Genomic DNA, 14,001 nt, shown 5'->3' on the forward strand with positions numbered 1-14,001 from the left:
TGCCATCTGCCGTGGCAGAACCCGGCCGGCACGTTGCAGCGGGAGTCGGAGTTCGCCAAGTCGCACATCTTCACGCGCGCGCTTTCGCCGTCCGCGATCTCGGCGATCATCGCCGCGGTCGAACAGCGGCAACAGTTCGGCGGCGGCGGTCAGGGCGGCGTGGCCTTCGACGCGCTCGGCGGAGCGGTGAACCGGGTCGCGCCGGACGCCACCGCGTTCGTGCATCGAGACGGCTTGTTCGTCGGCCAATTCACCACGACGTGGAGCGACAGTGCGACAACCGCGCAGACCAGTACGCAACAGAACTGGCTGCGCGGTTTCCACCAGACGATGACGCCATACGCGAGCGGCCGGGCGTATCAGAACTACCTCGATCCGGAGCTGGCCAACTGGCAGCAGGCGTACTACGGCGCGAACTACGCGAGGCTGGTTCAGGTCAGAGAGAAGTACGACCCCGAACACGTCTTCAACCTGCCGCAGGGCATCGGCGCCGACTAACCGCAGCCGGCCGTCGCGGCCCTTCACGGCCTTAGCTCTAGTTCTCCTCGACTCTGCCTTTCCACCTTCCGCCGCTCCCACGGTGATAGCGCCGCGCCGAGTCGAAGGTCATCGCGCCGTAGAGCATCATGACCCCAGGCAGCAAAGGCGCGCGCCAGCTGCGTAGTCGGTAAAGGCGCAGCGTTGGCAGGTAACTCAGCGAGAGCGATGCCCACGCCGCCAGAGCAGCGCCGGCGGCTACGGCTGCTGGCGTGCCTCCACCGGCGAGTGCGATGCCCAGGAAGGCGAGGCCGAGGACGGGCGGAACCGCGTACATGATCAGAAGGCCGAGCAGCGTACCGGCGAGCAGGTATGGCGAGTAACGCAGCTGCGTGTACGCGCTGCGGGCGATCATGTCCCAAAGGTCTGAGAACCGGGGATACGGCCTGACGCTGCGAACGTCGGTGGTCAGCCCGAGCCAGGTGCGGCCGCGGCCGGCTCGCCGCTTCAGCAGCGTTCCCAACGCGACATCGTCGATCCGGGCGCCCGCGATCTTTTCGAGCCCTCCCGCCTGGATCAGTGCATTGCGGCGCACGAGCATGCATCCTCCGGCAGCCGCGGCCGTGCGGCTACTCGGGCGGTTCACGCGGGCGAATGGATAAAGCTGCGCGAAGCTGTAGACGAACGCGGGCACGATGGCGCGCTCAGCCGCGGTCTCGGTACGCAGGCGGGCCATCAGTGACACCAGATCGAGTTCGCGCGCTTCGCCGAAAGCCACCAAACGCCGGACGCCGTCGGCCGGATGCGCGATATCGGCGTCGGTGAACAGCACGTATTCCGGCGGACTGGACGTGGACGCCACTGAGGCCTCGAAGCCGCGTCTCATCGCCGCCACCTTGCCTGCCCAGCCGGGCGGCGGACCGTCGCTGTGCACGATGTGCAGCGTGCGGCCGGGGTGCGCGGCGGCGAGCTTCTCGGCCACTTCGGAGGTTCCGTCGCTGCTCGCGTCGTCGACGAGCACGACGGAGAACTTGCCCGGATAGTCCTGCCCGAGCAGCGTTGGCAGCGTCAGCGGCAGCATGTCGGCTTCGTCGCGCGCCGGCACGATCGCCACCACGTCCGGCCAGGCACGCTCCTGCGCGCCGAATGCGTTCGGTCGCGCGGGCAGGTACTGGTCGGCGAGCCAGTACCTGCCGTGTGCGAGCAGCAGATACAGCCAGATGGCCAGCGACAACAGGGCCACACCGGCGAAGACGAGCGCAGTCACGGCCTAAGCCTGGCAGACCGGGCCGCGCTCGGCGTCAGGGGTCAGCTGACGTTGAGGGACGTGTCGTCAACCACGAAAGAGGTCTGCTGGGAGCTGTCCTCGGTGCCGGTGAATTTGAGCGTGACGCTCTGCCCGGCGTAGGCGGACAGGTTGAAGCTGTGCTGGGTGTAGCCGGCGTTGTGGTCGAGGTTGGAGTAGGTGGCCAGCGTCGCCAACACACTGCCGGAGGAGGAGAGCACCTGCACGCTCAGCTTGTCGTAAGCGGTGCTCGTGCTGGTCTCGGCCGTGTCGATGTGCAGATAGAAGGCGAAGTTGTAGGTCGAGCAGCCGCTGGGCACGGTGACGGTCTGCGAGAGGGTGTCGGTGTGGGTGCTGCCGTATCCGTCCAGCCATGCGTCATACGTGCCGCTGTGCGGGGGCTCGGACGAGCTGTTGCTCACCACGCCGGAGGACGCGGACCACGGGGATGCCGATCCGGTCTCGAATCCGGGGTTGCCCAGCAGCTGCGCCGCTGTGCAGCCGCCACCGCCGGAAGAGGGGCTGATCGTCCAGGTGAACGACGCCGAGCCGGTCGCGCCGGTGGTGTCTCTCGCCGAGACGGTCACCGAGGAGCTGCCCGCCGCGATGGGGGTGCCGGAGATCAGGCCGGTAGCGGAGTTGATCGACAGGCCGGCCGGTAGACCAGAGGCGCTGTAGGTCAGCGTTTGGCCGGAGGAGGAGTCCGCGGCCTGAATCTGAAGGCTGAGGGCGGTGCCCACGGTCCCGGACTGGCTGCCGGGGTTGGTCACGGTCACCGTGTTCTGCGTCGAACCGGCGGTGAACGCGTCCGTGATCGGCGTCGCGGAGGAGCTGGAGCCTGCGTAGCCGAGGTTGTAGAAGTCCTCGATGGTACGCAGGACGTTGTAGTGGTTGATCGTCTCGCCGTAGGTGCCGGGCTTCACGTTCGCGCCGACCGCGATCGTCGGGATCTGGTTGTTGCTGCTGTTGTCGTCCTCGTCCCAGGTGACGATCAGGTCGCTGTTGTGGGTCTTGGCCCACTGTGCGTAGCCGTCGATGTTGTTCTGCAGCCAGGTGTCCCCCTGCGCGACCGTGCCGTCGTGCATGTCGTCGAGCAGGTTCGGCACGACGATGGAGACCGCGGGCAGCGTGCTGTAGTCGGTCGGGAAGGCCGCGAAGGTGCGGTTGTCCGCGCTCGGCACGTTGGTGAAGTCCGACCACGGGTTGTGCTTGCGCGCGTACTCGCCAGACGTACAGCCGGTGTAGCCGTCGGACGGCATCGACTCGGAGTAACCGGTGAAGCTGAGCCCGGCGGCGATCAGCTCGCTGCCGAGGTTCGCCGTGGAGTAGGTGTGCGGACAGCTGTCCGAGGAGAGGCCCTCGGTGCTGCCGGCGAACAGGGCCAGGTAGTTCGGCTCGCTCGGGTGGGTGATCGCGAAGGACTGGGTGAAGCTGGCGCCCTGCGCCGCGAGCGAGTTGAGGTAGGGGGCCGACGAGCTGCCGATGACGTCGGAGTAGGAGTGGTTCTCCTCGATCACGACGACGAGGTGGTCGGGCTTCGGCAGTCCGGCCGCGGCGTGCGCGGGGGCGCTCGCGGTCAGCGGCGCGACCAGCGCGGCGATCGGGGCGAGGGCCGCGAGCGCGGTCCTGAGCCGGGTCGGGGTGGCGGGCAGGGGCACGGGATCTCCTCCGGGGCGGTGGGTACGCGTCGGTTCCGGTGTCCGCGGCGGCGCGGCCGACTCGCAGCGAGTCAGGCCACTCATCTTGTGGACGGGTGCCGCCGCCTCGGACACGGTGCGACAAGATCGCGCCGGTGGCAATGGCCCCACGGGAACGTACTTCAGGGTTTCTTCATCCTTATCCTGCTGTTTGCGAACCCGTGGGACGATTCTCCCGAAACACCGCGCGCGGCGACGATGCCGTCACCGCGCGCTTGTTCGATGGCCTTGCACTCGCTACCGGCGCATACCTGCCGGTGGAAAAGTTATCCACAGGCGATATCCACACTGTGGATCGAACAAACGAGCTAAGCTTTGTCGTCCTCAGTCAGCACCACGACCCCCGACGCGGCCGTGATCAGCGGGACGGTCTCGCGCGCCGCGGCCTCGACGTGAATGCGCGGATGCGAGGGGATCGACTCCTCATAGAAGGTGTCTGGTCCGTACAGCTGGCCGTAGCGGACGACCACTCCGCCGATCTTGAGCACCTGGCCCTCGTGCTCCTCGAGGACCGCCGCGCCGCCCGAGGAAACCCAGGCGATGCTTTGCGCGAGGAAGTGGCGCGCACCGGCGGCGACCGCGGCGGCCACCAGGTTGCGGGTGCCCTCGGTGCGGATGCGCGCGTTTCGGGCGGCGAACTCCGGGATGCGGTCCGCGGTGTCGGGCAGGTCCGTGAGCTGGTGGAGAACCGCGTCGGGGCGGAAGCCCACCACCGCCTCGCGTAGTGCGCCCGCATCGAAGACGTCGCACACGACCGGCTGCGCGCCCATCGACGCCAGCAGTTCCCGCTTCCCCGCCGACCTGGTCATGGCGGCCACCGTGTGCCCGGCGGCGAGGAGGAGCGGCAGCAGCCTGATGCCGATCACGCCGGTCGCGCCGGCCAGGAAGATCCGCAGCGGCGCGGACTGGGCTGGCGCAGCCTGGTCGGACGCGGACTGGTCTGGCGCGCTCTGACCGGACGTGGCCTGCGCCGCCGCGGAGTGAATAGGGCCTTCGTTCGAGTGCTGTGACATCTCGTGCATCCCCGTCCCGTTCTCGTGCTGTCTCGCTTGGTCCCTAAGTTAGTCGCCGGCACCGACGGTGACCGGCTCGTCCCAGTCGATGCGGTACCGATGGGTCCAGCCGACGAGCCTTTCCGGCTTCATGAAGGTCCGGCTCGCCAGCGGCATGAGCAGCGACATGAGCGTGGTCGCGAGCGGACCCATCGACTTCTGGTTGTTGGTCTTCGCGGCCTGGGCGGCGACCTTCTCCACTCGCTCGCGTCGCAGCCCTTCGAACGCGGTGAACGCCGAGCCGACGTCCGGCAGGTCGCGCAGGCAGCGGGCGAGTTGAATCGCGCTCTCGGCCGCCAGTGACGCGCCTTGGCCGGAGCTTGAGGACGGCGCGTGGGCCGAGTCGCCGACCAGCACCATCCGGCCGCGGTGCCAGTGCGGCACCGAGGGGAGGATCTCCATGCCGCCGAAGGTGAGCAGGTCGTCGGTCTCGGTGCCGAACAACAGGTCGCGACCGGGGATGTCTTCGGCGAACTTCTCCCGCAGGATGCGCATCCATTCAGCGCGTGGCGTTGCCCAGGTCTCGGCGGCGGTGACGAACTTCTCCTGTGTCAGGTTGCAGAACCATGCGGTACCGCCGTCCGGGACGGGCCAGTACCCAAGGAAGGCCTGCTTACCGAACGCGAAGTACATAGTGTCCGAGCGGGCACCAGGCACTTCGGCCTTGGAGAAGGCGCCGAAGCCGAGGAGCCCGGTGTACTGCGGTCCGGGCGCCGACGGATCGATCAAGGGCCTGACGACCGATCGGATGCCGTCGGCGCCGATGAGTATGTCCGCGCTGGCCTCGGTCCCGTCCGCGAACCGTGCGGTAACGCCGACCGGTGTCTCCTCCGCGCCGACAAGGCGCTTGCCGTACACGGTCGGCACGCCCAGTTTCGCTACTCGCTCGCGAACCGCCTGGTAGAGCTCGCCACGCCACATCACTCGGCTCGGCGGCAGTCCGGGGACGCCGCCGAACTCGCCGAGCCGCTTGCCGCGCCAGTCGGTCATCACCATGCCCTGGATGGGCTGGCCGACCGGGTCCAGGTCGATGCCGACGATCTTGAGCGCGGCGAGCCCGTTCGGCGCGACCATCAGCGTTCCGCCGACACCGTCCGCGGTGTCCTGGTAGGCCTCGTACACCGTCGCGTCGATTCCGGCCTTGCGCAACGCCAGCGCGGCCACCGGCCCGGCGATTCCGCCTCCGATGACGGCGGCAGTCCTGATCGCGTTCATGCTTGTGCCTCTCTTCCCCGTGTGAATTGGGCTTCTGGTGGTCAGCGAGCGGCGCGGGCCGGGTCGTCGACGGACGGGTGGCTTCCGGTCTGGTGTGCGCGCCGCAGGTCCTGGAGGTATTCGCGCGAGCACATGGCGGTGAGGATCGCTACGCCGCCGCGCTGCACCCGCACCTCGCTGTCCGTGGAAACGCCGGTCAGGCGAATGCGCCGGGTGCCGGCCGCGTGCGCCGTTTGGGCCGGTGCCGCGGCGGCTGCCGCGTCCTTGACCCGGCCGCGTGCGGTCCAGTGCAGGTCCCAGTGCTCGACCTGCGCGTCGTCGGGGACGAGCAGTTTGACCGTGGCGCGCTGGAGTTCGACGCGCACTTCGACCTCGTCGGGCAGGTCGGGCGAGCGCAGGTCGAGGACGACGAGGCCGCTGCGGGCACGCACCTCGAAGCGGTCGGCGCGGGTCCAGTTGCCGAGGCGCTTGGCCACGGCGTGATCGGCGTGGACGCGCTCGACGGCGGCGGTGTCAGCGACAGAGGTGCCGGCGGCGGGGGCGTCAGTAGTGGTGGTGTCGGTCGGCACGGTCTTGCTCTTCATGGTCACGGTGTTCATCGCGGTGTTCTCCGTCTCTTGAGGCAGTTCTCGGCCCCGCCGGAGCGGGATGACTTGATAGTTTCACTGAAACTAGTCACAAGTCAACTAGTCTCGTTGGGAGTATCATTGCCTCATGAGCACTCCGCATCGCGCCTCGCCGCTCGGCGTGACCGTTCTGGCCCTCCTGCACTTCCAGCCGCTGCATCCGTATGGCATCCAGCGCCTGATCAAGCAGTGGGGGAAAGACAAAGTGGTCAACGTGAGCCAGCGTGCGAGCCTCTACCGCACGATCGAGCGGTTGCTCGCCGCGGACCTGATCGCAGTACGCGAGACCGGGCGCGACCAGCAGTACCCGGAGCGCACCGTCTACGAGCTGACCGAGGCCGGACGGCAGGCGACCCGTGACTGGCTGCATGAGCTGCTGGCCGAGCCCAAGCAGGAGTTCCCGCAGTTCCCCGCGGCGCTCTCCTTCGTGCTCATGCTCGCGCCGCAGGAAGCGCTCGAAGTGCTTGAGCAGCGCGCCGCGGCCCTCAGCGCGGCGCTCGCAGAGCACGAGAAGAACCTCACCGAGCAGTTGGAGGTCTACGGCCTACCTCGGGTCACCATGCTCGAAGACGAATACCTGCGGTCGATGACTGCCGCGGAACTCGACTGGATCCGCGCGGTGACCGACGACCTGCGCAGCGGGCGGCTCAACTGGACACTCGAAGAACTGATCGGCTTCGCACAGACGACAGGACAGCAGGCGTTGGCGGAGCCATCCACGCAGGCCGCGCCGTCCACTGCAGCCTCGTGACGGCCATCGGCATCCACATCTTCGACAACCTCACCGCAGCGATCAACGCGCTCTGACAAACCGGCTCCGATTACCGCCTGCCCGCGGTGAACCGGGACGGCGATCCGCTCGTGTCTCGCCTTCGAGCCGGCCTGCGCCCTCCGGCCCGGGCGCAGCGTCGGCGCGACGGATCGGCGTCGCCCACACGCCGACAGCGGTGAAGGAGCTGGCCTCATGGCCTCGCACAGACGCAGGACGGTCCCGGTACGCACCGCGATCACGCTCACGGCGACCGGTGCCGCGGCCGCCACGGGCGTCGGCCTGTCCGCGACCGCGGGACACGCGGCGTCAGTCGCCGACGTCCAGGCGCAGGTGAAGACCCTTCAGCAGCAGGCTGAGACGGCCACCAACAACTACGACGCCGCAGCCGAGCAGATGGCCGCGCTGCGCCAGCAGGTCGACCAGTTGCAGGGCCAGGCGGTCGCCGCGCAGAAGTCGATGACCTCGCTGCTGGGCACGCTCGGGCCGCTGGCCGCGGCGCAGTACCGCACCGGCTCGGTCGACCCGGCGCTCACCATGATGCTTTCGCAGAACCCTGACCAATATCTGCAGCACGCGCTGGCGGTGAACCAGTTCGGCCAGAACGAGGCGATGATGCTCAAGTCGCTGAAGGCCGAGCAGGCTCAGGTGACGGCGCTTAAGAAGCAGGCCGCCGGCCGGCTGGGGCAGCTGCAGCAGACCGAGGACCAGGCCGCCGCGTTGCGCACGCAGATCGTGGCGAAGAACCGGCAGGCGCAGGCGCTGCTCTCCAGCCTGACCTTCGCGCAGCAACAGCAGATCAGCCCGGTCAACGTGGACTGGAACGTGTCCGCGGCCCGGATCGCGGCGCTGCCGCAGGTGTCCGGGCGGGCCGGCATCGCGGTCGCGTTCGCCAAGTCCAAGCTCGGCATCTACTACCAGTGGGGCGGGACCGGGAACCCGGGATACGACTGCTCGGGCTTGACCCAGGCGGCATGGAAGGCCGCCGGCGTGCAACTCGGCCGCACCACCTACGATCAGGTCAACGACGGGTACGCGGTGGCGCCGATCCTGTCGAATCTGCAGCCGGGCGACCTGATCCTGTACGACAATAACGAGCACATCGCGATCTACGTCGGCGACGGCCTGGTGATCCACGCGCCGACGACCGGGCAGCCGGTTCAGTACGGTCCCTGGAACATGCTGCCGATCGACGCCGTGCGCCGCGTCGTGTGACGTTCGCCGGTCCGCCGGGCCGAAGAGGCACGACCGAACGACAAGAATAGGAAGCTCCGGTCAATGAACGACGAAAGCGGCCGTCCGCACGCTTCGCAGGCAGGGCCGGGGTACGCCGCCGACGGCGGCGCCGCGGCGCAGGACTGCGAGTGCGAGTTCTGCTCCCCCGAGCCCGAGCCGATTCCGGCGCCTTGGGAGCGGACCGGCGATCCGGAGCACGATCTGCGGCCCTTGTCGATGTGGGCGGCGCCGGCGGAACCCGCCGAACCCTGTGAACCGGCGGAATCGGACGAGACGCCGACCCTCTCGCTGGTTCCGATCAGTCCGCGCTGAGCTTCTCCGATCCGGCCTGCCGGGCGCGGAAGCTCGCCGCCTTGACCCGGTTCTGACAGGCCGTCGAGCAGTAGCGCTTGGTGCCGTTGCGCGAGACGTCCACGTACACCCGATCGCAGCTGGGCGCGGAGCACATGCCGACCCGGTCGGCGTATTCGCTGCCGAAGACGAAGGCGAGGGCGACCGACGTCGCGCCGCCGATTCCTTCCACGACTCCCGCGCCGGGGCCGTGGAAGTGCAGATGCCAGGGTTCGTTGTCGTGCCGTAGCAGGGTCGGTCGCGCGTCGTAGCGCACGATCATCGCGTTGAGCAGCCGAGCCGCCGTGTCGAGGTCGCCGTCCTGCGCGGCCGCGAAGACGGCATGCAGCTCCTCGGCGATCTTGGCGACGCCGCGGGTCTCCTTGTCGGTCAGCGGCCTGCCGGGAGTCAGTCCGGGGACCGCCTGGGCCCGTCCGCGCAACTCCTCGACGCCGTCCGCCGCGGGGTAGACGCGGCCGCGGGATTCCCCCGGCACTATCGCGTTGACCAGGCTGACCGCTAGGTCCACCGAGCCTACTGTGTGACTGCCAAAATCCACTTGACCAGTCACCCCCTAGCGCGTATCGTCGTTACTGTCAAAACAAAGTATGACAGTCACGGATCGCACCCCGCCAGTCGCCACACGGGCCTGGCCGATGAAGATCCCGACGGAGGGGAAAGACGAGCATGTTCCCGACCAATCTGGCCGACACCCGCAGCGACGAGCTGTTCCGGGCCGCGCGCGAGCACGAGCTGGCCCGCCGGATGGCCGCAGCGAACCGCTGGTCCCGCATCGCCGCCTGGGCCGACCACCGCGCCCGCCGCGCCGCCGAAGAGCTCAGCCGGTAGCCCTACTACTTCCTGTTCACCACTCACTGATCCGCGAGCAGCTCGATCACCGGAGCGAACTGGTCGGCGAACATCACGTTGACCGAGACGTACGACACGCCGGAACGCTCCCGCCGCCGCAACAGCGCGTCAGCCATCTGACGCGGGGTGCCGACGAGCACGGTGATCGAGCCGCCGCGGATCAATTCGCTCGGATCGCCGCCGAGCCAGGCGGCGGCGTGCGGCGGTGCGTTTTCGCCGACCAGCGCGATGTTGAGGGCCAGCTCGAGCCGATCGAAGGCCGTGGCGTCGAGGCGACGCAGTTCGTCTGCCTTCGCCGCCAGATCGTCGTCCGTGCTTCGCGGCGGCAGGCCGAGCGCGAGCGTGTCAGCGTGCTGCGCGGCGAGCCGCAGCATCCGCGGGCCGACACCGGCCACCAAGATCGGCGGAGCCGGCTGCTGCACCCCGCGTACCGCGTCGCGCTGAGCCGCCGGATCCGATCCGGCGAAACGGGCCCGGACCGCGGCGATCGTCTCCTCGAGTCGCGTGATGCGCTCGGCGGCGCTGCCGAAGGGCAGGCCCAGTCGGGCGGCGTCGCGCGCGGCGTCCGGACGTCCGGCGCCGAGTCCGAGCTCGAACCTGCCACCGCTGAGCGCGTCCAGCGTCACGCTCTCCCAGGCCACGGTGCCGGGAGAGCGCAGCGGCGAGGCCAGCACATACGTGCCTAGTCGTAGCGTCTCGGTCGCCATCGCGGCCGCGGTCAAGGCAGCGAACGGTGCGAAGGTGCCCGTCGTGTCAGGGCACAGCAACGTCGAGAATCCGAGCTCTTCGAGGTGCTGCGCCGTCGAGGTCCACTCCTTCGCGCTGCGCGCCGCCGCGGCCACCGCACCGAAGCGGAACCTGCGGTCGTGTGCCGTCATCAGTCCCGCTCCGAGCCAAGCACGTACAGGTTGATCGCGTAGCAGGCGATTGCGACGCCGGTCAGCACGGCCATCGTCATCGACGCGCTGTTCGCGCCCTTGTCGACGAAGTTCGCGCCGGAGAACGCCGCGCCGATCACGCACAGCGCGCCCACGATCGAGCTGACCAGTGCGACGCGGTGCCCGGCCCGGAACGCGGTCACCAGCACGACGATCACGTTGATGACCAGCAGCAGCCCGATGCCCGCGTGCGCGGCGAGTGCGGCCGGGCCGTTGGAGAAGGCCTTGCCGAACGCCGCGCCCATTCCCTTGCCTTTGTCCGCGTCCGGGACGTTCACGAACAGGTTCACGCCCATGCCGAGTCCGTACTGGACGATCAGCGCGAGCACGGCGCCGAAGCTGGATCGCCGGAGCCTTTCCACTGAAGGCGCCGACGCGGACCGGGCGGACGCGGCGGTGGTCGTGGTGGCCTGCGGGGTCAGGTCCATGGTCGTACCTCTCGATTCCAGCGAGTCGAGCGCCGGTGCCGGCGCAGCAGGATGAACGCGAGCGGGATGAGCGGGAACGGCGGCGCGCCGTGCAGCGCGGCCAGGACCGCGAACGCCAGCAGCACCGGGACGAGGAAGAGCGGAGCGGCCCACGGAACCGCCGGCGGACGCGCCTGCCATCCATCCGGGGCGGACGCTCCGGAGGCGGAGGCCGCCGCACCCGCGTATTCCTGCACTGCCGGCGGCACCGGTGCGGGGCCGGGCAGATCCGCGAACAGTGTGCGCAGCTGGTCCTGGGTGCGTGCGGCGAATGCGGCGTCGGCGCGCTCGTCGAACTCGGCACGCTCGAGCCGGCCGTCGGCGAAGTGCTTCGCCAGGACGCGCAACGCGGCTTCGCGTTCGGCATCGGACGCACGCAGGCCGGTGCCGTGCGGCTTGTCCGGGTTCGAAGTGAGGTTCTGGTTCTGATCCTGGTTCTGGCTGTCGTTCGGAGCCTGGTTGTCGCTCACGGGCGAGGTCACCTCCTCGGTGGAACTCCATCGCCGCAGTTCCCGTCACGGCATTCGTTCCATGGCGGTACTATATCTCTCGTGCGACTATTCGAACCTGGGATTATCCTGTGAGTCCGTCGCTCGATCCGGGCCAGAGTCCGCCGAGCGTCGCCTTCCTGCTCTCCCGCCTCGGCTACGACGCTAGCGGCGAGATGGGCAAGGCGCTGGCCGGCCTCGGCCTCGAGCTGCGCCAATTCGGCCTGCTGCGGCTGCTGGCCAGCGCGCAGGGCGGCTCGCAGCGGGCGCTCGGCGCGATGCTGAACATCACACCCAACCGCATGGTCGCGCTGGTGGACGGCCTGGAAGCCAAAGGGCTCATCGAACGGCGGCCGCATCCGGAGGATCGCCGTGCCTACACCATCGGGCTCACCGAAGCCGGCGCGGCCGCGTTCGGCCAGGCGATGCAAGCGGCCTTCGGCGTCGAGGCGGCGATGTGCGAACCGCTGGAACCGGAAGAGCGCGCACAATTACTCGGCCTGCTGCAGAAGCTCGCCGCCGCGCGCAATGCGCGTGCGGGCGCCGTCCCCGGCGTGCATCCGGGCATGCTCGAACGCGACGACCAGCCTTCAGAGCACTAGCGCTCTTCGCTAGCAGCGCCGAAGCGCGTCCTAGTCCTTCGAAGGCTGCGACAGGATGCTGCCGTCGAGCTTGCCGAGCAGTTCGGCCGGCCCCTCGTACACTTCCACGGCCCCGGCCTGCTCCAGTTCGGCCCGCGACCAGCCGCCGGAAAGCATCCCGATGCACGGCACGCCGGCCCGCGCCGCGGCCTCCACGTCCCAACGCGTGTCGCCGACGAACACGGCTCGCTCCGCCGGCACGCCGGCACGTTCAAGTGCGCGCTCGACGAGATCCGGCTCGGGTTTGCTGGAAGCCACGTCGCTCGCGCCGGTGACCGCGTCGATCGAGTCCTCAGCATTCAGCGCGGCGCGCATCGCCGACAGTTCGTCCTCCTTGGCAGAGCTGGCCAGCACCACTCGCCAACCGCGTTGCCGGCAGACGTGCAGCAGCCGCGCCGCGCCGTCGAACGGTTGGAGGCTTGGCCAGTACGCAGCGAACAGCGCGTCGTGAGAGGCACTGAGCGCACTGTCGCCGTCCTTGTCGCGATCCGGGCCGAGCAGGTGGTCGAGCAGATGGTCCGATCCCATGCCGATCGCCCGGTGCGTCCGTGCCATCGGAACTGTCAGCCCAGCCTGGCGAAACGCCTGCCACCAGGCGACCGCATGAAGGTATGCCGTGTCGATCAGCGTGCCATCGACGTCGAACAGCACCGCACCCGCGTAGGTCCCGCCCGGTGACCGTTCCTCGCTCATTGCTGCCCTTCCCACCGCCACGCGCTTGGACCTCGCGTCTGCCCTGGCGTGGCCGGACGAAACACCGCAGCGGGACCGGCGCGGAAACCGTGTGGTCGCGCCGCGGCACGTAAAGGCATGATGGCGACGTGCTGATCAGAGAAGCTGTAGCGGACGACTGGCGCTCGATCTGGCCCTTCTTCCACGCGATCGTGGCCGCCGGCGACACCTTCGCCTACCCGACCGACCTGACCGAAGAACAGGGCCGCGAGCTGTGGATGCTCCCGCCGCCCACGCACACCGCCGTCGCGGTCGACGAGTCTGGCGCGGTTCTCGGGACCGCGAACATGTACGCCAACCGGCCCGGCAACGGCGCGCATGTCGCGAGCGCGAGCTACATGGTGGATCCGCAGCGATCGGGCCGCGGCATCGGCCGCGCACTGGTCGAGTACTCACTGGAGTGGACACGCGCCGCCGGTTTCCGCGCGATCCAGTTCAACGCGGTCGTGGAGACCAACGTCTACGCGGTGCGGCTGTACGAGTCCCTCGGATTCAAGATCGTCGGTACAGTACCGGAGGCCTTCCACCACCCGAGTGAAGGCTATGTCGGACTGCACATCATGCATCGGATGCTCTGAAAGGAACGCCGCGTGGAGCTGACGGCACACCTTCCGGCCGCCGACCGCGACCGAGTCGAGGCCCGGCTACGCAGCAACCTGATGGCCTGGCTGACCACCGTGCGACCGGACGGGCAGCCGATCACCGTTCCGGTCTGGTTCGTGCTGCGTGACGACGAGACCGTCCTGCTCTACAGCAAGCCGGGCACCGCCAAGCTGCGCAACATCGCCGGAAACGACAAGGTGAGCCTGGCCTTGGACGTGTGCGACCTCGGCCGCAACATCGTGCGTCTCGAGGGAGTGGCCCGGCAGGTCGACGACCAGCCGCCCGCCGACAAGCACCCTGACTTCCTCGCGAAGTACACCGAACGCATCGCGGCGATGTTCGGCACGCCGGAGCAGTTCGCCGCGGAGTACTCAGCCACCACGGTGATCACTCCGACGAAGGTGCACATCTGACGAGGTGCACATTCGACACGGTTGTCTAGACCTATTGCCAGATTGGTCCAGTCCGGCTACGTTCCGCGCAAGGCCGCACACCCGAGCGTACCCACCCGAAACCCCTGCGCCCGGCGCGCGGCAGACAGATCCGGCCCGGTTCGGCATGGCGCACCGATCCGC

Annotated in this window: 18 protein-coding genes; 8 read left to right on the forward strand and 10 right to left on the reverse strand. The window is 68.8% G+C overall.

Features of this window, described 5'->3' with window-relative positions; genetic code table 11:
- Positions 1-498: BBE domain-containing protein (locus VFA06_RS20710; RefSeq protein ID WP_324842310.1), on the forward strand; the 498-nt coding region annotated here is incomplete at its 5' end.
- Between the two features lie 37 nt (positions 499-535).
- Here VFA06_RS20710 and VFA06_RS20715 read toward each other — a convergent pair.
- From VFA06_RS20715 to VFA06_RS20735, 5 genes are all read right to left on the reverse strand, one after another.
- Positions 536-1,744, reverse strand: coding sequence for a glycosyltransferase (locus VFA06_RS20715; protein ID WP_324842311.1), 1,209 nt, complete (start codon positions 1,742-1,744; stop codon positions 536-538).
- Between the two features lie 41 nt (positions 1,745-1,785).
- Positions 1,786-3,504 (reverse strand): alkaline phosphatase family protein, encoded by a 1,719-nt coding sequence (locus VFA06_RS26150; RefSeq protein ID WP_414639937.1) that lies wholly within the window; start codon positions 3,502-3,504, stop codon positions 1,786-1,788.
- A 263-nt stretch (positions 3,505-3,767) separates the two neighbouring features.
- The gene (locus tag VFA06_RS20725; protein ID WP_324842313.1) at positions 3,768-4,472 is read right to left on the reverse strand and encodes an NAD-dependent epimerase/dehydratase family protein; all 705 of its coding nucleotides are present in this window, start codon (positions 4,470-4,472) and stop codon (positions 3,768-3,770) included.
- Positions 4,473-4,520: 48 nt separating this feature from the next.
- Positions 4,521-5,726 (reverse strand): FAD-dependent oxidoreductase, encoded by a 1,206-nt coding sequence (locus VFA06_RS20730; protein ID WP_324842314.1) that lies wholly within the window; start codon positions 5,724-5,726, stop codon positions 4,521-4,523.
- 41 nt (positions 5,727-5,767) lie between these two features.
- Positions 5,768-6,325 carry a hypothetical protein gene (locus VFA06_RS20735; protein ID WP_324842315.1) on the reverse strand — a complete coding sequence of 186 codons (558 nt, stop codon included), beginning with the start codon at positions 6,323-6,325 and terminating at the stop codon, positions 5,768-5,770.
- A 115-nt stretch (positions 6,326-6,440) separates the two neighbouring features.
- Between VFA06_RS20735 and VFA06_RS20740 the strand changes: the two genes are divergently transcribed.
- The 3 genes from VFA06_RS20740 (at position 6,441) to VFA06_RS20750 (ending at position 8,669) form a co-directional block, all read left to right on the forward strand.
- Positions 6,441-7,103 (forward strand): PadR family transcriptional regulator, encoded by a 663-nt coding sequence (locus VFA06_RS20740; RefSeq protein WP_324842316.1) that lies wholly within the window; start codon positions 6,441-6,443, stop codon positions 7,101-7,103.
- A gap of 213 nt (positions 7,104-7,316) precedes the next feature.
- On the forward strand, positions 7,317-8,336 hold the full coding sequence (locus VFA06_RS20745) for a C40 family peptidase (RefSeq protein WP_324842317.1): 1,020 nt from the start codon (positions 7,317-7,319) through the stop codon (positions 8,334-8,336).
- Positions 8,337-8,399: 63 nt separating this feature from the next.
- Positions 8,400-8,669 carry a hypothetical protein gene (locus tag VFA06_RS20750; RefSeq protein ID WP_324842318.1) on the forward strand — a complete coding sequence of 90 codons (270 nt, stop codon included), beginning with the start codon at positions 8,400-8,402 and terminating at the stop codon, positions 8,667-8,669.
- On the opposite strand, the gene VFA06_RS20755 is transcribed toward VFA06_RS20750, so the two are convergent.
- Positions 8,656-9,216 carry a CGNR zinc finger domain-containing protein gene (locus VFA06_RS20755; RefSeq protein WP_324842319.1) on the reverse strand — a complete coding sequence of 187 codons (561 nt, stop codon included), beginning with the start codon at positions 9,214-9,216 and terminating at the stop codon, positions 8,656-8,658. The two genes, VFA06_RS20750 and VFA06_RS20755, sit on opposite strands and share 14 nt — an antisense overlap.
- Before the next feature lie 158 nt (positions 9,217-9,374).
- Here VFA06_RS20755 and VFA06_RS20760 point away from each other — a divergent pair, with 158 nt between their 5' ends.
- Entirely contained in the window at positions 9,375-9,536 is a 162-nt protein-coding gene (locus VFA06_RS20760; protein WP_324842320.1) for a hypothetical protein, read from the forward strand.
- Between the two features lie 23 nt (positions 9,537-9,559).
- Here VFA06_RS20760 and VFA06_RS20765 read toward each other — a convergent pair whose 3' ends face one another.
- Genes VFA06_RS20765 through VFA06_RS20775 form a run of 3 tightly spaced genes read right to left on the reverse strand, consistent with a single transcriptional unit; the run spans position 9,560 to position 11,432 of the window.
- Positions 9,560-10,435, reverse strand: coding sequence for a TIGR03621 family F420-dependent LLM class oxidoreductase (locus tag VFA06_RS20765; protein WP_324842321.1), 876 nt, complete (start codon positions 10,433-10,435; stop codon positions 9,560-9,562).
- Complete coding sequence (locus tag VFA06_RS20770; protein WP_324842322.1) at positions 10,435-10,923, reverse strand: hypothetical protein; 489 nt, start codon at positions 10,921-10,923, stop codon at positions 10,435-10,437. Before VFA06_RS20770 ends, VFA06_RS20765 begins: the two co-directional genes overlap by 1 nt.
- Positions 10,914-11,432 (reverse strand): DUF1707 domain-containing protein, encoded by a 519-nt coding sequence (locus VFA06_RS20775; RefSeq protein WP_324842323.1) that lies wholly within the window; start codon positions 11,430-11,432, stop codon positions 10,914-10,916. Before VFA06_RS20775 ends, VFA06_RS20770 begins: the two co-directional genes overlap by 10 nt.
- A gap of 110 nt (positions 11,433-11,542) precedes the next feature.
- Here VFA06_RS20775 and VFA06_RS20780 point away from each other — a divergent pair, with 110 nt between their 5' ends.
- On the forward strand, positions 11,543-12,052 hold the full coding sequence (locus VFA06_RS20780) for a MarR family transcriptional regulator (RefSeq protein ID WP_324842324.1): 510 nt from the start codon (positions 11,543-11,545) through the stop codon (positions 12,050-12,052).
- A gap of 30 nt (positions 12,053-12,082) precedes the next feature.
- On the opposite strand, the gene VFA06_RS20785 is transcribed toward VFA06_RS20780, so the two are convergent.
- The gene (locus VFA06_RS20785; RefSeq protein WP_349260270.1) at positions 12,083-12,784 is read right to left on the reverse strand and encodes an HAD family hydrolase; all 702 of its coding nucleotides are present in this window, start codon (positions 12,782-12,784) and stop codon (positions 12,083-12,085) included.
- Between the two features lie 128 nt (positions 12,785-12,912).
- On the opposite strand from VFA06_RS20785, the gene VFA06_RS20790 reads away from it, so the two are divergent.
- Positions 12,913-13,401, forward strand: a complete 489-nt coding sequence (locus VFA06_RS20790) for a GNAT family N-acetyltransferase (protein WP_324842326.1) — start codon at positions 12,913-12,915, stop codon at positions 13,399-13,401.
- Positions 13,402-13,413: 12 nt separating this feature from the next.
- A complete protein-coding gene (locus VFA06_RS20795) occupies positions 13,414-13,839 on the forward strand; it encodes a TIGR03667 family PPOX class F420-dependent oxidoreductase (RefSeq protein ID WP_324842327.1) in 426 nt (141 codons plus the stop codon).
- Positions 13,840-14,001: the final 162 nt, after the last annotated feature.

Source organism: Actinocrinis sp., from assembly GCF_035653575.1.
Classification (GTDB): domain Bacteria; phylum Actinomycetota; class Actinomycetes; order Streptomycetales; family Catenulisporaceae; genus Actinocrinis.